Genomic DNA, 20,988 nt, shown 5'->3' with positions numbered 1-20,988 from the left:
TCAGATCACATTACCGTTCCGTTTAGAGAGGTGAAGGTTGTGTTTCATAGGACAGATGTGTCCAGACGAGACGAAAGCGGACAGTAGACGGGCGGTTTAAATGTAACTATTGTTGTTACATGAAATCCGCCAATCCCCTGTCCGACGCACTGCATGTCATGGCCCATCTGGTCGGCCAGCCGGGCCCGCGTACCTCCGAACAACTGGCCGCGTGCCTGCCCACCCACCCAGTGGTGATCCGCCGCCTGCTGGCGCAGCTGCACAAGGCGGGGCTGGTGCACAGCAGCCGCGGCCACGGCGGCGGCAGCCAACTGGCCCGCGATGCGGCCGCGATCACCCTGCACGACGTCTACGTGGCGGTGGGCTCACCGCCGCTGGTGCAGGTCGGTACGCGTGACAGCGGCGGCGGCTGCCCGATCCAGCAGCTGGTCAACCAAGCGCTGCTGGACGGCGCGCGCGAGGCCCAGCGCCTGCTGGAAGCGCGCCTGCAGGCCAGCACGCTGGACCAGCTGGGCGCCGACTTCGCCCGCCACCTTGCCCATCACCGTTCCCTGGAAGGCTCCCATGAATCCTGATGTCATCATCGTCGGCGGCAGCTACGCCGGCATCGCCGCCGGCCTGATCCTGGCGCGCGCACGGCGCCCGGTCACCGTCATCGACAGCGGCCTGCCGCGCAACCGCTTCGCCAGCCACTCGCATGGCGTGCCGGGGCAGGACGGCATCAGCGGTGCTGAGCTGCTGAAGAACGCGCGCCAGCAGCTGCTGGATTACCCCACCGTGCGCTGGCTGCAGGGTGAAGCAGTGGATGCGCAGGCCGGCGCCGGTGGCGTGCAGGTGCGCACCGCTGATGGACAGGTAGTGGCGGCGCGCAAGCTGCTGCTGGCCACCGGCATCGCCGACCAGGTGCCGGATCTGCCGGGCCTGGCCGAGCGCTGGGGCAGCACCGTGCTGCACTGCCCGTACTGCCATGGCTACGAGGTAGGCGGCGGCGCCATCGGCGTGCTGGGCGGCCATCCGCTGTCGGCCGGCAAGGCGCCGCTGTTTGCCGAATGGGGCAACGTGACCTTCTACAGCCAGGGCCTGCCGATCAGCGACGACGAGCGCGCGGCCATGCAGCAGCGCAACGTGCAGGTGGAAGACACGCCGGTGTTGGGCGTGCGCGGCGATCAGGACACGTGGCTGGAAGTGGAGCTGGCCGATGGCCGCCGCATTGCCCAGCGTGCGCTGTTCGTGGCCGCACCGCAGGCGATGGCGACCCCGCTGGTACAGCAGCTGGGCTGCGCGCTGGTGGAACACCCGATGGGCGTGCTGGTGCAGGTGGATGCGATGAAGCAGACCAGCGTGGCGAACGTATATGCCGCCGGCGATGCGACCACGGTGGGCAACATCACCCTGGCGATGGCCGAAGGCGTGCGCGCCGGCATCGGCGTCCACCACGCCCTGGTGGGCGAAGACAGCAGCGGGGTCGGATCCCTTTCGCAGAAAGGGCTCTGACCCCGCGATGTGCCGACCAAGGTCGGCACCTACCAGGGCGGTGGTTCCAGAACAGCAGGAACCCTCAGCCCTTCACGCACAGCACCTGGCGCAGCGTGTGCACCACTTCCACCAGGTCCCGCTGCGCGGCCATCACATCATCGATCGACTTGTACGCCGCCGGTGATTCATCCAGCACGCCGCTGTCCTTGCGGCACTCCACGTGCGCGGTGGCTTCGCGGTGCTGGGCCAGGGTGATCTGCTGGCGCGCCGCACCCCGGCTCATCACCCGGCCGGCACCGTGGCTGCAGCTGTGGAAGCTGTCCGCGTTGCCCTTGCCGCGCACGATGTAGCTGCGCGTGCCCATGCTGCCTGGAATGATGCCCAGTTCGCCGGCACGGGCGCTGACGGCACCCTTGCGCGTCACCAGCAGTTCCTGCCCGGCGTGCGATTCCTTCTGCACGTAGTTGTGGTGGCAGTTCACCGCCATCGCCGCCAGCTTGAACTTCGGCAGGCGCTGGCGCATCTCGGCCAGCACGCGCGCCATCATCGCCTCGCGGTTCTGCCGTGCGTAGTCCTGCGCCCACGACACCGCCTGCACGTAATCGTCGAACAGCGGTTCGCCTTCCATGAAGAACGCCAGGTCCTTGTCGGGCAGATGGAAGCCGAGCACGCGGCGCTCAAGTTCACGCCGCGCCTGTTCGATGAAGTAGGTGCCGATCAGGTTGCCGGTGCCGCGCGAGCCGCTGTGCAGCATCACCCACACTGCATCGGTTTCATCCAGGCAGAGTTCGATGAAATGGTTGCCGCCGCCCAGCGTGCCCAGCTGGCAGTCCAGCTTGTCGGTACGGATCTTCCGGTGCTTTTCCTTGATGCGCTCCAGCCCCGCGACCAGCCCCGACTGCACCAGCCGGGTGCCGATGCTGTCGGGCAGCCGCTGGTGTTCGCCGCCACGGCCGTTGCCGACCGGCACACTGCGCTCGATGCCGCTGCGCAGTTGGCGCAGGTCATCGGGCAGGTCGTTGGCGCGCAGCGTGGTGCGTACCGCCGCCATGCCACAGCCGATGTCCACGCCCACCGCGGCCGGAATGATCGCGCCCCGGGTGGGGATGACCGAGCCGACGGTTGCGCCCTTGCCCAGGTGTACGTCGGGCATGACCGCCACCCACGGCCCGACGAACGGGATCGCGGCGATGTTGCGCAGCTGCGCGTGGGCCTCGGCTTCCAGCGGAACGCCGTCCACCCAGCCCTTGATCGGCGTGCTGCCTTCGGCATGCAGCCATTGATAATTGTGTTGAATGTCCATGTCGTGATGAATGTCCTGCACAGGCCCGCACCACGGCGCGGCCGTGGGCATTTCCCTGTGGTTGCAGTGCGGGCACGCAGGCGTGCGCGGCGCAATGCCGATACGTGTGACGACGCAAACGAAAACGCCCCCGGAACTGCATTCCGAGGGCGTCGCCAAACCTCGGAGATCGGGGCGACCGATCTCCGCAGCGCGGGTATCAGGCCGTTGTCAGCGGGAATTCCTTCACCGACGCACGAATCGCCACATCCATGCGCAGGCATGGCAGCAGGTTGGCGATGGCGACGGCGGGTGTGTTCAAGGAAGGAATCCGGTAGCTGTTGAAACGTGGCGCGCACCATAAACCACGAACCGGTGGTGCGCAACCACGCAATGCAGGGCCATTGATCCGTTGCCTCAGCCTTCCGCGCTGGCCGCATCCAGCTGCGCGATGTCCTGCACGCTCAGGCCAAGGTTGGCCGCGGCCAGCAGATCGTGCAGCTGTTCAACGCTGGTGGCGCTGACAATCGGCGCGGTGATCGAAGGCCGTGCGATCTGCCAGGCCAGCGCAATCTGTGCGGCACTGGCGTTGTGCTTGCTGGCCACATCGTCCAGCGCCTGCAGGATGCGCAGGCCGCGCGGGTTCAGATAGCGCTTGACCACCATCTCGCCACGCGCCGGGCTCTTGGCCGCATCGGCGGCAGTGCGGTACTTGCCGCTCAGGAAGCCGCTGGCCAGCGCGTAGTAGCCGATCACGCCAATCTGTTCGCGCTGCACCAGCGGCTCCAGTTCGGTTTCATAGCCGGCGCGGTCGTACAGGTTGTACTCCGGCTGCAGGGTTTCGTAGCGCGGCAGCTTGTAATCGCTGGATACCTTCAGCGCATCGGCCAGGCGCGGGGCGCTGTAGTTGGACGCGCCGATGGCGCGCACCTTGCCGGCCTCGATCAGCCGGCCGAACGCGGCCAGGGTAGCTTCCAGCGGAGTGGATTCATCATCTTCGTGGGCCTGGTACAGATCGATCACATCGGTCTGCAGGCGGCGCAGCGAATCTTCCACCGCCGCGTTGATGTTGTCCGGGGTCAGGCCCGGGCGCTCGGCCCACTTGGCCACCTTGGTCGCCAGGATGACCTTGTCACGCTTGCCGCTGCGGGCGAACCACTTGCCGATCAGCGTTTCCGATTCACCGCCCTGGTTGCCCGGTACCCACGCCGAATACACATCGGCGGTATCGACCAGGTTGAAGCCGGCATCGACGAAGGCATCGAGCAGGGCGAAGCTGGCCTTTTCATCGGCGCTCCAACCGAACACATTGCCGCCGAAGGCGAGCGGACGTACATGCAGGCCGGAACGGCCGAGTTCGCGGGTTGCCGTCATGGACACGGACTCCTTGGGGGAAGTCCTCCAGCATAGAGCGCCACCTGTGACCGTGCTGCGGCGGTGACCACAAAACTGTGTTCCGCAACGCGCACGTCGCTAACGTTTTGTGAACACCTGTGGCGCGGCGACTGCTAGTCTCGCCGCATCTTCCGCTGGAGTCGTCCCGATGAATGCTGTTTCGTCCCTGCGTGGTTGCCGCCTGCTGCTTGCTTCGGCGCTGCTGGTCGCGGTTCCCGCCATCGCCGCACCCGCTGCCGTCGTGGCGCCGGCGAAGATCCAGGTATCGCCGGCACTGGAAGCTGCGATCAAGGCGCCTACCCGCGATGCCAACAACGTAAAGCGTGACGGATACCGTCATCCTGCGCAGACGCTGGCGTTCTTCACCGTGGCACCGGAAAAGACCGTCATCGAGATCACCCCCGGCAACGGCTGGTACTCGGAAATCCTGGCGCCGCTGCTGCGCGACAAGGGCCATTACATTGCCGCGGTGGTCGATCCGCAGGCGGTGGCTGAAGGGCGTGGCCGCGATTACCAGCAGCGCAGCCGTGACGGCCTGGAAAAGAAGTTCGCCGGCGCCCCGGCGCAGTTCGACAAGACCGCCGTGGTGGCCTACGACCCGGCCAAGCCGGTGTTCGGCCCGGCCGCTTCGGCCGATGTGGTGCTGACCTTCCGCAACGTGCACAACTGGCGCAAGGCCGGCCAGGCGCAGGGCATGTTCCAGGGCTTCTTCAACGTGCTCAAGCCGGGCGGCGTGCTGGGCGTGGTCGAGCACCGTGCCAAGGCCGACGTGGCCGACGACGATGACACCGGCTATGTGGGCCAGCAGCAGGTGATCGCCATGGCCGAGGCCGCCGGCTTCAAGCTGGACGCGCGTACCGAAGTGAATGCGAACCCGCGCGATACCAAGGACCACCCCAATGGCGTGTGGACCCTGCCGCCGACCAACCAGCATGACAAGGCGGACGACGCCAAGTACCAGGCCATCGGTGAAAGCGACCGCATGACCCTGCGCTTCGTGAAGCCGTAAGAGGGTAGCGCCGGGCCACGCCCGGCGAGCGCGCAGCGCGGCGTGGGACAATAGCCCATCGCCGCCTGCCGCCCCCTGCAATGCTGATCGCCTTCAACAAGCCCTTCAACGTGCTCTGCCAGTTCACCGACCGCAGCGTGCCGCCGCGGCCGACCCTGGCCGGGTTCGGCCTGCCGCCGCGCGTGTATGCCGCCGGTCGCCTGGACCATGACAGCGAGGGCCTGCTGCTGCTGACCGACAACGGCACGCTGGCACACAAGCTCACCGACCCGCGGCACAAGGCCGACAAGACCTACTGGGTGCAGGTGGAAGGCACGCCCAGCGACGAGCAGCTGCAGCAGCTGCGTGACGGCGTGGTACTGAACGATGGGCCGACCCTGCCGGCGAAGATCGAGCGCCTCGATCCGGCGCCGGCGCTGTGGCTGCGCGATCCGCCGGTGCGGTTCCGCAAGACCGTGCCCGACAGCTGGCTGGCCATCACCATCCGCGAGGGCCGCAACCGCCAGGTGCGGCGCATGACGGCCGCGGTGAACCTGCCGACCCTGCGTCTGGTGCGCGTGGCGATGGGCCCGTACCGGCTGGACGATCTGCAGCCGGGGCAGTGGCGGCAGATCGGCTGAAACGAAAAGGGTCGGAGCCCTTCCTTGCGGAAGGGATCCGACCCTGGGTCGGGGGCTCTGACCCCTGATGGGGCTCAGGTATCGCTGCCGATGTCGCTGTGCTCGTCCACCACGGTGTCATTGCGGCGGTCACGCGCGTGGATGCGCTGCGCCTGGCCATTCACCACATGGCCATTGGCCGCCTTCTTCTTCTGCTGCTTGCGGTACAGCGCGTAGCCCAGCAGGCCCACGCCCACCGCTGCGGCGGCAATGGTCACCGCCGGGTTGCGGCGGGCGAACTTGGTGGCCACCTTGCCCCCGGTCTTCACCGCACCCAGCGCAGCGCCGGTCTTGATCCAGTCGCTGGCCTGCGGGCCCAGGTGGCGCAGGCTGCCGCCGGCACTCTTCAGGCCATCGCCAGCGCTGTGGGCCAGGTCCAGGGCGCGCTCCAGGGCGCGGTCGGTGATTACGGTCAGCTTGCTCATGCGGGGGTCCTTTGCCTCGGGTCGAAGTCCAGTGTGTCGTGCTGCCTGTAAACGGTATGTCAGGCAGGGCTGTCGATGCGTTGACGCTACCCCGTCCATTCAGCATCCGGCAGGCCGGGGGTCGGATCCCTTTCCCTCGGGAAAGGGCTCTGACCCCACCAGCCGCGTCCGGGGTCAGAGCCCTCTGCTTTGCAAAGGGATCCGACCCTATCACTCAGGTGCCGCGCGGTTTGGCGCGGTGGGTCGCAGTGGCCGTCCACGGGTCGTCCGGCCACGGGTGGCGCGGGTAGCGCCCCTTCATCTCCTTCTTTACCTCGGCATAGGTGTTTTCCCAGAAGTTGCGCAGGTCCTGGGTGACCTGCAGCGGCCGGCCGCCGGGCGACAGCAGGTGCAGGGTCAGCGGCACCCGGCCATCGGCAATGCGCGGGGTGTCGGCCAGACCGAACAGCTCCTGCAGCTTCACCGCCAGCACCGGTGGCTGCGGTTCGCCGGTTTCACTGTCCAGGCCATAGGTGATCGCTCGTTCCAGCCCCGAAGGCACGCTGATGCGGGTGGGCGCATGGCGTTCCACCAGTTGCCGTTGCGCCCACTCCAGCGGCGATTTCAGCGCTTCACCGAAGCTGCTCTCGTCCAGCGCATCCAGCCGCGTCTTGCCGGCAAAGGCCGGTTGCAGCCACTGCGCGCGGCTGGCCAGCAGGGCCGCATCACTGCAGTCGGGCAGGCCCAGGTCGGGCATCCAGCGGCGCAGCGACTCCACCCGTGCCTGCCATTGGCGCAGGCCCTCGGTCCACGGCAATGCCTGCAGGCCCAGTTCGGCCACGGCATCGGTCAGCGCCTGCGCGGCGTGCTGCGGGTCCACCCGCCCGGCCGAACGGCTGTCCAGCACGATGCGGTCGAAGCGGGTCTCGCGCAGCGCCACCAGGGCACGCCGATCGCCATCCCAGCGCACGGTGTCCTCGGTCATGAAGCGCTGCGACCAGGTGGCACGCAGATAGCCTTCGTCCACCGGCGCGGCGCGCAGCAGCAGCGCATCGCGTGCCTCGAAGCGCAGTTCGCTGGCCACCAGCCACGGTTCACCGCGCAGGTCGCTCAGCTCGTGCAGACGCGCGCTGCGGCCGTTGGCCAGCAGGTAGCGCAGCGGGTCGGACGGATGCTGGAAGGCGATGCGGTCGGGGAAGGCATGGGCCAGCAGATCGCCCAGTTCGTGCGCTTCGATGCTGGCCGGTGGCAGCGCATCGCATCGCAGGCGTCGGCGCCACTGCTTGGCGGCCGCATCGATCGCGGCCAGGCCGCTGCGGTTGGCATCGGCCGGTGCACGGCCATTGCGGAACGCGGCCAGTGCCCGCCAGCGCGCCGCCAGTGCATCGCCGCCCTGGCGCAGCGGATCGCGTGCTTCCAGCAGGGCGGCCAGATCGGCGGCCAGCGCCTGCGCGCGTGCATCCGCGGCGGCCAGCAGCATCGCCGCCAGCCGTGGGTGGGTGCCCAGCGCCAGCACGCGTCGGCCCAGCGCGGTGATCGCCCCGCTGCTGCTGAGTGCGCCCAGCCGCTGCAGCAGCTCGCGCGCGGCGGCCATCGGCCCGCTGGGCGGGGTATCGACGAAGCGCAGATCGCTGCTGCCCCAGGCGGCCAGCTCCAGCGCCAACCCGGCCAGTTCCACCTGTTCGATTTCCGCACGCCGCTGCGGCTCCAGCCGTTGCGACTGCGGCCACAGCCGCCAGGCCACGCCTTCGGCCACGCGGCCGGCGCGGCCGGCACGCTGGTCGGCCGAGGCCTGCGCGATCGCCACCACGTCCAGCCGGGTGAAGCCGCTGTTGGGGTCGTAGCGTGGTTCGCGGGCCTGGCCACTGTCGATCACCACGCGCACGCCGGGCAGGGTCACCGACGATTCGGCCACGTTGGTGGCCAGCACCACGCGGCGGCGGCCATCGCTGGCCGCCTGCAGCACGCGCGCCTGCTGTTCCACCGGCAGTTCACCATGCAGGGCCAGCACCTCCACGCTGCTGTCCAGCGCGTCCTGCAGGCCGGCTTGTACGCGCGCGATCTCGCGCTGGCCGGGCAGGAACACCAGCAGATCGCCGGGGTGCTCGGCCAGGGCCTGCTGCACCGCGCGGCGCACCTGCAGTTCCAGTGTCTCGTCGCGCCGGGCCGGAAAGTGGCTGATCGCCACCGGGTAGCTGCGGCCTTCGCTGCTCAGTCGTGGCGCATCCAGGAAGCGCGCCAGGCGCTCGCCGTCCAGGGTGGCCGACATCACCACCAGGCGCAGGTCGTCGCGCAGCTGTGCCTGCACGTCCAGCGCCAGCGCCAGCCCCAGGTCGCCGCTCAGATGGCGTTCGTGGAATTCATCGAACAGGATCGCGCCCACCGTTTCCAGCATCGGGTCGTCCTGCAGCATGCGGGTCAGGATGCCCTCGGTGACCACCTCGATGCGGGTGCGCGCCGAAACCTTGTTCTCGAAGCGGATGCGGTAGCCCACCGTGCCACCCACGTCCTCGCCCAGTTGCCGGGCCATGAACAGCGCCGCGCTGCGTGCGGCCACCCGGCGTGGTTCCAGCAGGATGATCTTGCGGCCCTGCAGCCACGGTGCATCCAGCAGGGCCAGCGGCACCTGGGTGGTCTTGCCGGCGCCGGGCGGGGCTTCCAGCACCAGGCGCGGGTGGTCGGCCAGGTGCTGCTGGATCTGCGGCAGCAGCGGCGAAATCGGGAAGAGCGGGGCATTCATGTGCAAAGGATAAGGGGCGCAGCGCGGCGCAGGTACAATGCGCGGGTTTTCCTGTCTCTGCTGCCCCCATGCACCTGATCGATATCGGCGCCAACCTCACCCACGATTCCTTCGACCGCGACCGCGACGCCGTACTGGACCGCGCGCGCCAGGCCGGGGTGGTGCAGATGGTGATTACCGGCGCCAGCCGCGAGCATTCGCCGCTGGCCCTGCAGCTGGCGCAGCAGCACCCGGGCTTCCTGTACGCCACCGCCGGCGTTCACCCGCACCACGCGGTGGAATACACCGACGAATGCGATGCGGAAATGCGCGCGCTGCATGCGCATGCCGAAGTGGTGGCCGTGGGCGAATGCGGGCTGGATTACTTCCGTGATTTCTCGCCGCGCCCGGCGCAGCACCGTGCGTTCGAGCGCCAGCTGCAGCTGGCGGCCGACAATGGCAAGCCGTTGTTCCTGCACCAGCGCGACGCGCACGCCGATTTCATGGCGCAGATGAAGAACTTCGACGGCCGCCTGGGCGCGGCGGTGGTGCATTGCTTCACCGGCGAACGTGACGAGCTGTTCGATTACCTGGACCAGGATTGGTACATCGGCATCACCGGTTGGCTGTGCGACGAACGCCGCGGCGCGCACCTGCGCGAACTGGTGAAGAACATTCCGGCCAACCGCCTGATGATCGAGACCGACGCGCCGTACCTGCTGCCGCGCACCCTGAAGCCGATGCCGAAGGACCGCCGCAACGAACCGATGTTCCTGTCGCACATCGTGGAAGAGCTGGCCCGCGATCGTGGCGAAGACGTGGCGGTGACCGCAGCCAACGCCACCGCAGCCACGCGCACGTTCTTCCGGTTGCCCGACGCGGGTTGACCGGGTAGGCGGCGTGGCGAAACGCCACGCGTCGTGATGTCGAACCAATCGACCTTGCACCGTGATGTCGAACGAACCGACATTGCACCGCGATGTCGAACGATCCGCCATTGCGCCGCGATGTCGAACGAGCCGACCTTGCGCCGTAGAGTCGAGCTTGCTCGACTGCTGTTGGCAGAAGCAGTCGAGCAAGCTCGACTCTACGATGCCGGCCATCCGTCATCCGTCATCCGTCATCCGTCATCGCCCGGCGGTGCGGGCAATCCACGAGCGCCCGGATCAATCAACGCCGGCAGCAGGTAGCGCCGGGCCATGCCCGGCGAGCGCAGCGGCCAGATCTTCCAGCCCCTCGCTATACGTCGCAAACCGCGGCGCCCACCCCAGCGCTTCGCGCGTGCCACGGCTGTCGATGCGCTTGTTGCTGGCATAGAAGCGGCGCAGCGTCGGGCTCACCGCCGGGTCGTCCCAGGCCACTGCCGGGGGCAGGGTGAAGCCCCCCAGCTGCGCGGCATACGCCAGCACGTCCTGCGGTGGCGCCGGTTCGTCATCGGCGGGCAGGTACAACCCCCCCGGCGTGGGCCGTCGCATCGCCGCGATGACCACCGCGGCCAGATCCTCCACGTGCAGCCGGTTGAACACCAGCCCGGGCCGCAGCACGTGGCGGGCGCGGCCCTGCGCCAACTGCAGCAGCGCATTGCGGCCAGGGCCATACAGGCCCGGCAGGCGGAACACCGCCGAATCGATGCCGCGCTCCCTCGCCAGCGCCTGCCATTGCGCTTCCGCACGCAGACGCTGCACACCCGCCGCCTCGGTGCTGTCGGCCACGCTGTGTGCATCCACCCAGCCACCGTCGCGGTCGGCATACACCGAGGTGGACGACAGATAGCCTACCCAGCGCAGCGCCGGGCTGGCCAGCAACGCCGGCTGCAGCACGCGCAGCGCCGGATCTCCGTCGGCATCGGGCGGCACGCTGCACAGCACGGCCTGCGCCTGCGAAACGGCCTCCAGCAGGGCCGCTGGCGGCGCCGCATCGGCATGCAGTGCGAACCGCTGCAGTCCGTCAGCGGGCGCGGCGGTGGGGTCACGCACCGTGCCTGCCACTGGCACCCCCAACGCCTGCAGGCGGGCGGCAAGCACGCGGCCGCTCCAGCCCAGGCCCAGGATCAGCACCGGTGCGGGCAGCGCCGTGTTCACGCCGCGCGCTGTGCCTGGTAGGCCTGCAGGCTGCTGTAGGCCACCTGCAGCAGCAAGGCTTCCTGGCCGGCGGTGCGTGCACGGGCCAGCATGTCGCCCACGATCTGCGCGGCCTCGACCTGCTGGCCGGCCTCCAGATCGCGCAGCATCGAGGCCTTCAGCGCCGAACCGGCCTGGGTCAGGGTGCTGCGGGCAACGTCCTGTGCATCGTCGGGAATCGGTTCGCCGGCGGCCTCGGCCACGGCCAGGCATTCGTCGTACAGGCCGCGCACGATGGCCTGGCCATCGTCGGTGGCCACGATGGTGCCGATGTCCGCGCGCAGCAGGCAGGTTGCGGCGGCCAGCGCGGTCAGGAAGGTGTACTTGATCCACTGCTCCTGGCCAATCTGGCCGCTGGCCAGGTGGTCCACGCCGGCCTGTACGCAGGCGGCAGCGAAGGCCTGCACGCGCGGCGACAGGGCGCCGCCATCACGCTCGCCGAAGGTCAGCTTGGCCGGCCGGCCCAGGTGCAGCACCGCGCCGTCGGCGGCCTTGGTGGCGCTGATGAAGCACAGCCCACCCAGTACCGCCTCGCGGCCGAAGCGTGCATCCAGCGCGGCGTAGTGGTGCAGTCCATTGAGGATCGGCAGCACGGTGGTCGCCGGGCCCACGGCCGGGGCGATCGCGTCAATCGAACTGTCCAGGTCGTAGGCCTTGCAGCTCAGCATCACCAGGTCGAACGGCTGCGCGGCGGCCAGCGCGGGCAGGGCATCGGCGGTGACATGCTGCACCGGGAAGCGCGCATCGCCCAGCGGGCTCTGGATCACCAGCCCGTCGCGGTCGAGCTGGGCGGCGCGCGCGGGGCGCACCAGGAAGGTCACATCCACCCCGGACTGGGCCAGGCGGCCGCCGAAGTAACCGCCGGTGCCGCCGGCACCAAGAATCAGGATACGCATCACACCTTCACCGCAGTTGTGGGGTCACCTGCAGATTGTGCCGGAGATCGCAGTCCGTGGCGGTGCAGCTGGTGGCGGATCAGAACAAGGGGCGGGAAGACGTTCGCGCTGACGGTGTTGACCACTGCCACGCGCGGCGCAGCAGCAGAAAGAAAAGCCGGGCATGCGCCCGGCTCTTCAGCAGACGGTATCCACGCAGGGCATGGATGACCCGCCACGGTTCAATTGATCGCGGTGATGAAGGCCGGATCCTTGATGGTCTGTTCGATGTTGAGCTTGATGGTCTCGTTCAACGAACCAAAGATGTTCACGAACTTGGACGTGTTGCGCTGCACGTTCTTCACCTGGTCGTAGACCACCTGGCCCTGCGGGTCGGTCACCACGTAGCGCACGCGCAGGGTCCAGTCCACGCTGTAGCCCAGATCGTCGATCAGGAACTCTTCCACCTTGCCGCTCAGGACGTTGCCTTCCTTGTCCATCTTGATGCCGACCAGGCGCAGCTCGGAAAACACCGCATCGCGCATGATCGCATCCACGTTCTTCTCGAACAGGATGTTGCCCATGGCGGTGTTGCGCACCTGGTTGGGCTTGATCTCCCCGCCCTTGGCCGGCAGGTACTCGAACGCGGTCACATCCACCCGGCCTTCGGCGCTCAGCACCGAACTGGGGGCGTAGTTCAACGGAATGGGCCGGGAAGCGCAGCCGGCCAGAACGAGCAGGAACAGCGATGCAGCGACGAGCCGGGCAGGGCCGGCAGTACGACGGGTGAACATCTGGTTGGGTCCCCTGGTGCGTCCATGACATATGAAAAACCAGCTGGCCCGGGGGCCCGCTGGTCGGTCTGGTGAAGCGCACCGATTAGACGACCGAACCGGGCGCCAGGCAAGTGCCCTGGCGCCACCGGAACCGGTCCCCCACGCAGGGGGGGGTACCTCAGCTGCGCATGCCCACGCCGCGGCGCAGCAGCCACAGCGCAAGCGCGGTCAGCACCACCACGAACCCGATCATCAGGGCATAGGCCACCCACACCGGCACATCGCTGCTGCCCAGCAGGCCGTAGCGGAACGCGTTGACCATGTAGAAGATCGGGTTGGCATGGGTGGCCGCTTCGGCCCAGGTCGGCAGCAGCTTCACCGAATAGAACACGCCACCCAGGTAGGTCAGCGGGGTCAGGATGAAGGTCGGCACGATCGCCACGTCATCGAACTTCTTGGCGTACACCGCGTTGATGAAGCCGGCCAGCGAGAAGATCGTCGCGCCCAGGATCACCGTGCTCAGCGTCACCAGCGGGTGCGGAATGCGCACCGGGGTGAAGAACATGGCGATGATCAGCACGATCACGCCAACCATCAGGCCGCGCAGCACCGCACCGGCCACGTAGCCCCACAGGATCACCCAGTTCGGCATCGGGCTGACCAGCAGCTCTTCCACGTGGCGGCCGAACTTGGCGCCGAAGAACGAGGAACTGATGTTGCCGTAGCTGTTCTGGATCACGCTCATCATCACCAGGCCCGGCACGATGAACTCCATGTAGCTGTATTCGCCCATGTCGCCCACCCGCGAGCCGATCAGGCGGCCGAAGATGAGGAAGTACAGGGTCATGGTGATCGCCGGCGGTACCAGGGTCTGGCCCCAGATGCGCAGGATGCGCGCGACTTCCCGGCGCACGATGGTCATCAGCGCAATGCGGTTGCGCTGGCCGTCGGTCAGCTCGGTGGTGCTCATGCAGACGTCTCCTGGTTGCCGGTGAGGCGCACGAACAGCTCCTCCAGGCGGTTGCTCTTGGTGCGCATCGAACGTACGCGGATGCCGGCCTCGTTCAGCGTGGCGAACACGCGGTTGAGGTCCATGGCGCGCGGCATGTCGATGTCCAGCGTGTGCGCATCGGGTGCGGTCAGGGTCGCGCCCTCGATCACCGGCAGCTGCGCCGGCAGGTCACCGTCGATGTCCAGCAGGAAGCCTTCCACATCAAGCTTGGCCAGCAGGGTCCGCATCGGCCCCTGCTCCACGATCTGGCCGTGGTTGATGATGGCCAGGTTGCGGCACAGATACTCGGCCTCTTCCAGGTAATGGGTGGTGAGGATGATCGTGGTGCCGGCGGCATTGATCTCCTTCAGCACCCGCCACATGTCGCGGCGGATCTCGATGTCCACGCCGGCGGTGGGTTCGTCCAGGATCAGCAGGCGCGGCCGGGTCATCATCGCGCGGGCGATCATCAGCCGGCGCTTCATGCCGCCGGACAGGGTGCGGCTCATCACCTGCGCCTTTTCCCACAGGTGGGCACGCTTCAGCTCTTCTTCGGCGCGCTGCTCGGCTTCCTCGCGGGCCACGCCGTAGAAACCGGCGTAGTTCACCAGGATGTCGAAGGGCTTCTCGAACAGGTTGAAGTTGATTTCCTGCGGCACCAGCCCGATCAGGCGCATGGTGGCGCTGCGGTGCTGCACCAGGTCGCTGCCGAACACTTCCACCTTGCCCTGGCTCAGGTTGACCAGGGAGCTGATGATGCCGATCAGGGTCGATTTGCCGGCGCCGTTGGGGCCCAGCAGGGCGAAGAAGTCGCCCGGGGCGACCTCCAGCGAGACCCCCTTCAGGGCCTGGGTGCCGTTGTCGTAGGTCTTGCGCAGGTCGCGCACGCGCAGGGCGGGCGCCGTTTCGTTCAGGGAAGCCAAGCTTGCAGCCTTCGCGCCCATGGGCTGGCGCAGGAGAGGGGCGGGGAGGGTCTATTATAGAAGACCCCGAGGGCTTGCCCCGGCTACACACTGTCCCGAAAAGTCGTGCCTGTCCAATTCCCCATCAAGCTGGTCGGCCGCCGCATGCTGGCGCCGACCATCGGCCACTACCAGTTCGTGCGTGATGACGGCCAGCCGCTGGATTTCCAGCCCGGCCAGTTCATCCAGGTCCATTTCGCCTACGCCGACGGCACCGAAACCAAGCGCAGCTACTCGCTGGCAACCATCCATGACCACGCCCTGGGCCCCGGCGAAGCGGTCGACATCGCCGTCAGCTTCGTGCCCGGCGGCGCCGCCACGGCGCTGTTCGAGGCCCTGGACATCGGCGGCCAGGTCAGCGCGTCCGGCCCCTACGGCCGCTTCTGCCTGCAGCCCGGCGACCACAATGCCCGCTACCTGCTGATCGCCACCGGCACCGGCGTCACCCCGTACCGGTCGATGCTGCCACTGCTGGCTACGGCCATGGCCGAGCGCGGCGTGCAGGTGGTGCTGCTGCAGGGCGCACGCAGCCCCGGCGAACTGCTGTACAGCGATGATTTCTACAGCTTCGCCGAAAAGCACCCGAACTTCCGCTATGTGCCGTGCCTGTCGCGCGAACTGCCGGCCGAGCCGCACCCGGACGTGCACCACGGCTACGTGCAGCAGGCCCTGGCCGGCATCCAGCCGGACCCGGTCACCGACATCGCCTACCTGTGCGGCAACCCGGACATGGTCGATGCCTGCGCCGAGGCGCTGAAGGCGGCCGGCCTGGGCAACCCGCAGGTGCGGCGCGAGAAGTACGTCAGCAGCAAGTAAGGCTGCTGGAGGGCGCCCGGTTTTTCGACCGGCGCCCATCGCCGCCAGCAGCGTGCCCGTGTAAGTTGTCCCCTGCAGTTGGTCACATCCGCCGCGACCGCGCGTCGTGGTCGACAGGAACGTCCTCCAGGGGAAACACGCACGATGCAAAAGCACCCACTTGTACTGGCCGGGGTACTGGCCAGCCTGCTTGCCGCCGGCTGCAGCGCGCCGCCTTCCGCCGGCACCGCCGATGGTGGCGACAGTCCCAGCCGTCGCTACGGCCAGATCGATTTCCGTCCCTGCACGCTGTCCACCGTGGGCGCCAGCGCCAACGTGGAAGCGCAGTGCGCCACCTTCAAGGTGCCCGAGGACCGCGCCAACCCGGCCGGCCGCAGCATCGACCTGCGCATTGCCCTGCTGGAAGCGGGCAACAGCGGTGCCGGTGCGCCGGACCCGGTGTTCTTCCTGGCCGGTGGGCCGGGCCAGGCCGCCAGCGAAGTGGCCGTCATTGTCGATACCGCCCTGCGCCAGGTGCGCAAGCAGCGCGACATCTTCCTGATCGACCAGCGCGGCACCGGCGGCTCCAACCCGCTCAGCTGCCTGGGTGCCGATGGCAAGGAACTGCAGCTGGACGAAGACGCTGCGCCCACCGAAGCGGTGATGCGCGACTTTGCCACGCAGTGCCTGGCCTCGCTGAAGGGCCGTGCCGACCCGCGCTTCTACACCACCACCGAAGCCATTGCCGATCTGGACGCCGTGCGCCAGGCGCTGGGCGCGGAAAAGCTGAACCTGGTGGGCGGCTCGTATGGCACGCGCGTGGCCCAGCGCTATGCCATGGCCTACCCGCAGCACACCCGCAGCATCGTCATTGACGGCGTGGTACCCAACGACCTGGTGGTCGGCGGCGAGTTCGCCAAGACCTTCGACAACGCCATCACCCTGCAGTCGGCGCAGTGCCGCAAGGATGCCGCCTGCAGCAAGCGCTTCCCGGTGGATACCCGCGAACAGCTGCGCAGCGTGGCCGACACCCTGCGCCGTGCGCCGGTCACCGTCGATTACCGCGACCCCGGCACCAATGCGCCGCGCCAGGACGTGTTGTCGCCGGACAGCGTGGTCGGCCTGGCGTTCGCTTTCTCCTACGTGCCGGAATATTCATCGCTGCTGCCGCTGGTGCTGGATGAAGCGGCGCAGGGCCGTTACGCGCCGCTGGCCTCGCTGGTACGCGGTGCCACCCGCAGCATGGATTTCCAGATCAACCGTGGCATGCAGTGGTCGGTCATCTGCAGCGAAGACGCGCCGCGCTTCCAGGCGCCGCCGGAAAGCGATGAAGCCCTGTTCGGTGCCGAGGCGGCACGCGCGTTCTTCGCCGCCTGCCCGGTGTGGCCGCACCAGCCGGCACCGGCAGCGACCACCGCCGCGCTGAAGGGCGACCTTCCGGTGCTGCTGCTGTCCGGCGAGCTGGACCCGGTCACCCCACCGCGTTACGCCGACCAGGTGGTCAAGGGCCTGCCCAACGGGCGCGCCCTGGTCGCCCGCGGCCAGGGCCACGGCACGCTCAGCGCCGGCTGCATGCCGCGCCTGCTCGGCCAGTTCATCGACACCACCGACGCCAAGGCACTGGATGCCAGCTGCCTGGACACGCTGAGCTACGTGCCGGCATTCACCTCGTTCAACGGATGGGCCCCATGATCGTCGCCGAGAACCTGCACAAGGGTTTCGACACCCGCACCGGCCGCATCCAGGCCGTGGCCAACGTCGGCTTCACTGCTGCTGATGGCCGCATCACCGGCCTGCTGGGCCCCAACGGCGCCGGCAAGACCACCACCATGCGCATGCTGTACACGCTGATGACCCCCGACCAGGGCAGCATCACCGTCGATGGCATCGACGCGGCGCGCGATCCGGTGGAAGTGCGCCGCCACCTGGGCGTACTGCCCGACGCCCGTGGCGTCTACAAGCGGCTGACCGCGCGCGAGAACATCGCCTACTTCGGCGAACTGCACGGCCTGTCGGCGCAGCAGATCCGCGAACGCACCGAGGTGCTGTCGCATGCGCTGGACATGGGCGACATCCTGGACCGGCAGACCGATGGCTTCTCGCAGGGCCAGCGCACCAAGACCGCCATCGCGCGCGCGCTGGTGCACGACCCGCGCAACGTCATCCTGGACGAACCCACCAACGGGCTGGACGTGATGACCACCCGCGCACTGCGCCGGTTCCTGCTGGGCCTGCGCGAAGAAGGGCGCTGCGTGATCCTGTCCAGCCACATCATGCAGGAAGTGGGCGCGCTGTGTGACCACATCGTCATCATCGCCAAGGGCACCGTGATGGCTGCCGGCAGCAGCGATGAACTGCGTGCACAGGCGGGCGAAACCAATCTGGAAGATGCGTTCGTGAAACTGATCGGCAGCGAAGAGGGCCTGCACGCATGAGCATGATGTCGACCCTGATGACGGTGATGCGCAAGGAACTGCGCGATCTGTCGCGTGACCGCCGCACGCTGGCGCTGACCCTGCTGTTCGGGCCGCTGCTGTACCCGCTGCTGATCCTGGGCATGGGCAAGCTGTCGGAAAGCCGGGTGCGCACGCAGATTGAACAACCGCTGCAGATTCCCACCATCGGCGCCGAACACGCGCCCAACCTGGTGCGCTTCCTGGCCGCACAAGGCCTGAATGCCACCACCGCACCGGCCGATCTGGCCGAGGCCATCCGTTCGCAGGAAATTGATGTCGCCCTGCGCATCAGTGCCGATTTCGGCAAGGACTGGGCCGACGGCAAGCCGGCGCTGGTGGAAGTGATCCGTGACAGCACCCGGCGTGCCGCCGAAGTGCCCAGTGCGCGGTTGCAGGCGGCGCTGGCCACCTACAACGGCCAGGTGGGGGCACTGCGGTTGATGGCGCGTGGCGTGGATGCCCAGGTGGCACGCCCGCTGGATGTCGCCCAGCAGGACATGGCCAGCGCCGAAGCCAAGCGCGGCATGATGCTGTCCATGCTGCTGCCGGTGCTGCTCACGCTCACCTCGTTCATTGGTGGCGCCTACCTGGTGATGGATTCCACCGCCGGCGAGCGTGAGCGGCAGTCGCTGGAGCCGCTGCTGGCCACGCCCGGTTCGCGCAGTGCGATTGTCAGCGGCAAGATCGCCGCGGCCTGCGTGGTCGGCTTCGCCTCGCTGCTGCTCACGCTGGTGGCCTTCAAACTGAGCGCGCAGATCGCCCCCGGCAACGTCGGCCGGCAGTTGAACATGAACATCGTGTCCATGCTGCAGATGCTGCTGGTCATGCTGCCCATGCTGCTGATCGGTACTTCGCTGCTGACCTACCTGTCGGCGGCCGCCAAGAGCATGAAGGAAGCGCAGAGCCACATGACCTGGCTGGTGCTGCTGCCCATGCTGCCGGGCTATGCGCTGATGGCTTACCCGGTGAAGAGCGAGCTGTGGCAGTACGCGGTGCCGTTCCTGTCGCAGAACCAGATGCTGTTGAAGGTGATCCGCCACGAGGCGATCTCGCCAACGGTGTGGGGCATCTATCTGGGCGCCAGCCTGGGCCTGGCCGCGGTGCTGTGGTTCGCTGCCGTGCGCCGTTACCACAACGAGCGCCTGGCTATTTCCGGCTGAGCCGGGGCGCGCGCAGGGTGACCGCCGCCCCGAGGGCAGGCGGTCGCCGTGCCAGGGCCTCGATCGCGATGGCATCGGCATGCGCGGTGCCATCGCTCAGGAAGGCGGCGTAGCGCAGGGCACGCTCCTGCGCATCTGCGCCCAGCGCCAGGTACCGCGGGTGCGCTGTCAGCAGCGCATCTTCGCGCAGCCCCAGGTTGCCGTGGATGCTGGACCAGGCGTGCTGTTCGGGGTGTTCCACTGCACGCGCATGCACCGGTCCCCGTTCCACATGGCGGTGCGCACCCAGCAGGTACGCCGGGTCCTGCACGGGCAGGCACTGCAGCCCGGTCTGCCACTGCGGCGCGGGGCGCCCATGCCGTTGGCTGAAGGCCCGGCTGTAGGCGGCGCAGCACGCGCGCAGCGCACGCACCACCCCATCGCCTGTGCGCGGTGTAGCCAGCAGATGCAGATGGTCATCCATCACCACGTAGGCATGCAGCAGCAGCCCGTGCTTCAGCAGCGCGCTGTGCAGCAGGGCCAGCAGTTGGCGCCGGTCGTCATCGTCGACGAACAGGGTGGCCGGGTGGCGCGCGCGCTGCCGCACCAGGCAGGGCGGGTAGGGGGACAGTGGCGGATGGCGCATCGCGCGTGCCTGGCGCAGGGAATCCCCCAGCCTGCACGGCCCGCAACGGCGGCGCGAGCGGGCAACACGCCAGCAAGGCCCGCAGCGTGCCGGCGGCAGCCGCCTCGCAGCCAGACGCGACAGGTTCCCCGCACAGGGCCCAATACCCACAACGCAACAGGGCCCGGATCGCTCCGGGCCCTGCAGGCAGTTCGCAGTCGTGGCGGGTGGATCAACCGCCCGGCGCGAACACCAGCGTGCGGCGGGTGGTGACCGGTGCCCCCACCGGCTCGAAGCGCCAGCGCTTCACCGCGTTCAGTGCCTCGCGGTCGAACACGCGCGACGGTGTGGCGCGCAGCACGCGTGCATTGGTCACCGAACCGTCGGTGCCCACGGTGATCTCCACCAGCACTTCGCCGGACGTACCCGAGCGCAGGGCTTCAGACGGATAGCGCGGCGCCGGGGTGCTGACCGGGCGCAGGCTCGGTGCCGCGGTGGCGGCGGCCTGGCGCGCGGCCGTCGCGGCCTGGGCGGCCGCCTGCTGCTGCTTCTGCTCGGCCTCGCGGCGTGCGGCGGCCTGGCGTTCGGCATCCTGGCGCTCGCTGTCGCGGCGGGCCGCGTCCTGCTGGGCGGCAATCTGCTTGGCGGCCTCGGCTTCCTTCACCCGCTGGTCGGCCAGGCGCTGCTGTTCCACCAGCTGCTTGGCGCGGTCTTCGGCGTCCTTCTTGACCTTGGCGGTCTCGTCTTCGGTGCGCTTGGCAGCCACCTGCACGCCCTTGGTCATGCCTTCCTTCAGGCGCGGCAGGGCCGGGGCGGACGGGTCCACCTTCTCGATCAGCGCGACCAGGCGCTGGGCTTCGCTGAAGTCCTCGCGGCCCAGGTGCTGTTCGGCGGCAATAAGCGTGTACGGCAGCAGGTCGGTCAGCGCGCTCTTCACCGAGGCGTCGTCCGGGGTCTTGTCACGCAGGGCCAGGTAGTACTCGATGGCGTTGTCGCCGGCCGGCGCGTACATGCGGTTCTCGCGCAGGGCCTGGCTGGCGGCCTCGCGCAGTTGTTCGGTGCCCATCGACTGCACCTTGGCGGCGACCGCCGGTGCGGCGGCATCGGCCGGGGCCGTTGCGGCGGGCGCGGCGGCCCCGGGTGCGGCAGCGGCGGGTGTTTCTTCCTTGCCCGAGCAGGCCGCCAGGGCCAGCACCAGGGCAACCGGCATCCACCGGCGCGCGGCAGCGATCGTAGAGACGTGCGACATCCTGCTCCCCTTTAGAAGACGACGTTACGTAGTGCGTGTGGCTGCAGCGCCGGGAT

At 68.4% G+C, this 20,988-nt stretch carries 20 protein-coding genes; 9 read left to right on the top strand and 11 right to left on the bottom strand.

Going from position 1 to position 20,988, the window contains the following annotated elements; translation table 11 throughout:
- Positions 1-119 precede the first annotated feature (119 nt).
- Both C1932_RS18985 and C1932_RS18980 read left to right on the top strand, forming a co-directional pair.
- The gene (locus C1932_RS18985; RefSeq protein ID WP_108757504.1) at positions 120-575 is read left to right on the top strand and encodes an Rrf2 family transcriptional regulator; all 456 of its coding nucleotides are present in this window, start codon (positions 120-122) and stop codon (positions 573-575) included.
- Positions 565-1,494, top strand: coding sequence for an NAD(P)/FAD-dependent oxidoreductase (locus C1932_RS18980; RefSeq protein WP_108763204.1), 930 nt, complete (start codon positions 565-567; stop codon positions 1,492-1,494). The genes C1932_RS18985 and C1932_RS18980 overlap by 11 nt, the downstream gene beginning before the upstream one ends.
- 64 nt (positions 1,495-1,558) lie before the next feature.
- Here C1932_RS18980 and C1932_RS18975 read toward each other — a convergent pair whose 3' ends face one another.
- The gene (locus C1932_RS18975) at positions 1,559-2,779 is read right to left on the bottom strand and encodes an RtcB family protein (RefSeq protein ID WP_108763203.1); all 1,221 of its coding nucleotides are present in this window, start codon (positions 2,777-2,779) and stop codon (positions 1,559-1,561) included.
- A gap of 396 nt (positions 2,780-3,175) precedes the next feature.
- The gene (locus tag C1932_RS18965) at positions 3,176-4,132 is read right to left on the bottom strand and encodes an aldo/keto reductase (protein ID WP_108763201.1); all 957 of its coding nucleotides are present in this window, start codon (positions 4,130-4,132) and stop codon (positions 3,176-3,178) included.
- A gap of 169 nt (positions 4,133-4,301) precedes the next feature.
- Here C1932_RS18965 and C1932_RS18960 point away from each other — a divergent pair, with 169 nt between their 5' ends.
- Positions 4,302-5,162, top strand: coding sequence for a class I SAM-dependent methyltransferase (locus C1932_RS18960; protein WP_108754547.1), 861 nt, complete (start codon positions 4,302-4,304; stop codon positions 5,160-5,162).
- Positions 5,163-5,242: 80 nt separating this feature from the next.
- Positions 5,243-5,782 (top strand): pseudouridine synthase, encoded by a 540-nt coding sequence (locus C1932_RS18955; RefSeq protein WP_108757501.1) that lies wholly within the window; start codon positions 5,243-5,245, stop codon positions 5,780-5,782.
- Positions 5,783-5,856: 74 nt separating this feature from the next.
- On the opposite strand, the gene C1932_RS18950 is transcribed toward C1932_RS18955, so the two are convergent.
- Positions 5,857-6,246 carry a hypothetical protein gene (locus tag C1932_RS18950; protein WP_108751293.1) on the bottom strand — a complete coding sequence of 130 codons (390 nt, stop codon included), beginning with the start codon at positions 6,244-6,246 and terminating at the stop codon, positions 5,857-5,859.
- Between the two features lie 214 nt (positions 6,247-6,460).
- The gene (hrpB, locus tag C1932_RS18945; RefSeq protein ID WP_108763200.1) at positions 6,461-8,965 is read right to left on the bottom strand and encodes an ATP-dependent helicase HrpB; all 2,505 of its coding nucleotides are present in this window, start codon (positions 8,963-8,965) and stop codon (positions 6,461-6,463) included.
- Between the two features lie 68 nt (positions 8,966-9,033).
- Between hrpB and C1932_RS18940 the strand changes: the two genes are divergently transcribed.
- Positions 9,034-9,831: a TatD family hydrolase gene (locus C1932_RS18940; protein WP_108763199.1), complete on the top strand. Its 798-nt coding sequence runs from the start codon at positions 9,034-9,036 to the stop codon at positions 9,829-9,831.
- Positions 9,832-10,110: 279 nt separating this feature from the next.
- On the opposite strand, the gene C1932_RS18935 is transcribed toward C1932_RS18940, so the two are convergent.
- The 5 genes from C1932_RS18935 to C1932_RS18915 all read right to left on the bottom strand — a co-directional run bounded on the left by C1932_RS18935 (position 10,111) and on the right by C1932_RS18915 (position 14,650).
- Positions 10,111-11,025, bottom strand: coding sequence for an NAD-dependent epimerase/dehydratase family protein (locus tag C1932_RS18935; RefSeq protein WP_108754542.1), 915 nt, complete (start codon positions 11,023-11,025; stop codon positions 10,111-10,113).
- Positions 11,022-11,960: a 2-dehydropantoate 2-reductase gene (gene panE, locus C1932_RS18930; protein ID WP_108754541.1), complete on the bottom strand. Its 939-nt coding sequence runs from the start codon at positions 11,958-11,960 to the stop codon at positions 11,022-11,024. Before panE ends, C1932_RS18935 begins: the two co-directional genes overlap by 4 nt.
- A 221-nt stretch (positions 11,961-12,181) precedes the next feature.
- Complete coding sequence (locus C1932_RS18925) at positions 12,182-12,733, bottom strand: hypothetical protein (RefSeq protein ID WP_159094025.1); 552 nt, start codon at positions 12,731-12,733, stop codon at positions 12,182-12,184.
- Between the two features lie 160 nt (positions 12,734-12,893).
- The gene (locus C1932_RS18920) at positions 12,894-13,685 is read right to left on the bottom strand and encodes an ABC transporter permease (RefSeq protein ID WP_108751287.1); all 792 of its coding nucleotides are present in this window, start codon (positions 13,683-13,685) and stop codon (positions 12,894-12,896) included.
- Positions 13,682-14,650, bottom strand: coding sequence for an ABC transporter ATP-binding protein (locus C1932_RS18915; protein WP_164274990.1), 969 nt, complete (start codon positions 14,648-14,650; stop codon positions 13,682-13,684). The genes C1932_RS18920 and C1932_RS18915 overlap by 4 nt, the downstream gene beginning before the upstream one ends.
- Positions 14,651-14,734: 84 nt before the next feature.
- Between C1932_RS18915 and C1932_RS18910 the strand changes: the two genes are divergently transcribed.
- The 4 genes from C1932_RS18910 to C1932_RS18895 all read left to right on the top strand — a co-directional run bounded on the left by C1932_RS18910 (position 14,735) and on the right by C1932_RS18895 (position 19,079).
- Positions 14,735-15,484 carry a ferredoxin--NADP reductase gene (locus C1932_RS18910; RefSeq protein ID WP_108754539.1) on the top strand — a complete coding sequence of 250 codons (750 nt, stop codon included), beginning with the start codon at positions 14,735-14,737 and terminating at the stop codon, positions 15,482-15,484.
- 144 nt (positions 15,485-15,628) lie between these two features.
- Positions 15,629-17,155, top strand: a complete 1,527-nt coding sequence (locus C1932_RS18905) for an alpha/beta fold hydrolase (protein ID WP_108763198.1) — start codon at positions 15,629-15,631, stop codon at positions 17,153-17,155.
- Positions 17,152-17,898: an ATP-binding cassette domain-containing protein gene (locus tag C1932_RS18900; RefSeq protein WP_108751282.1), complete on the top strand. Its 747-nt coding sequence runs from the start codon at positions 17,152-17,154 to the stop codon at positions 17,896-17,898. The genes C1932_RS18905 and C1932_RS18900 overlap by 4 nt, the downstream gene beginning before the upstream one ends.
- A complete protein-coding gene (locus C1932_RS18895) occupies positions 17,895-19,079 on the top strand; it encodes an ABC transporter permease (protein ID WP_108757495.1) in 1,185 nt (394 codons plus the stop codon). The genes C1932_RS18900 and C1932_RS18895 overlap by 4 nt, the downstream gene beginning before the upstream one ends.
- On the opposite strand, the gene C1932_RS18890 is transcribed toward C1932_RS18895, so the two are convergent.
- Together C1932_RS18890 and C1932_RS18885 are read right to left on the bottom strand one after the other, a co-directional pair.
- Positions 19,066-19,704 (bottom strand): transposase, encoded by a 639-nt coding sequence (locus C1932_RS18890; protein ID WP_108763197.1) that lies wholly within the window; start codon positions 19,702-19,704, stop codon positions 19,066-19,068. The two genes, C1932_RS18895 and C1932_RS18890, sit on opposite strands and share 14 nt — an antisense overlap.
- A gap of 211 nt (positions 19,705-19,915) precedes the next feature.
- Positions 19,916-20,932 (bottom strand): TonB family protein, encoded by a 1,017-nt coding sequence (locus C1932_RS18885; protein WP_108754535.1) that lies wholly within the window; start codon positions 20,930-20,932, stop codon positions 19,916-19,918.
- Between the last annotated feature and the right edge of the window lie 56 nt (positions 20,933-20,988).

This window comes from Stenotrophomonas sp. YAU14D1_LEIMI4_1, from assembly GCF_003086815.1.
GTDB lineage: Bacteria > Pseudomonadota > Gammaproteobacteria > Xanthomonadales > Xanthomonadaceae > Stenotrophomonas.
This window is presented reverse-complemented; position numbering and strand designations above follow the sequence as displayed.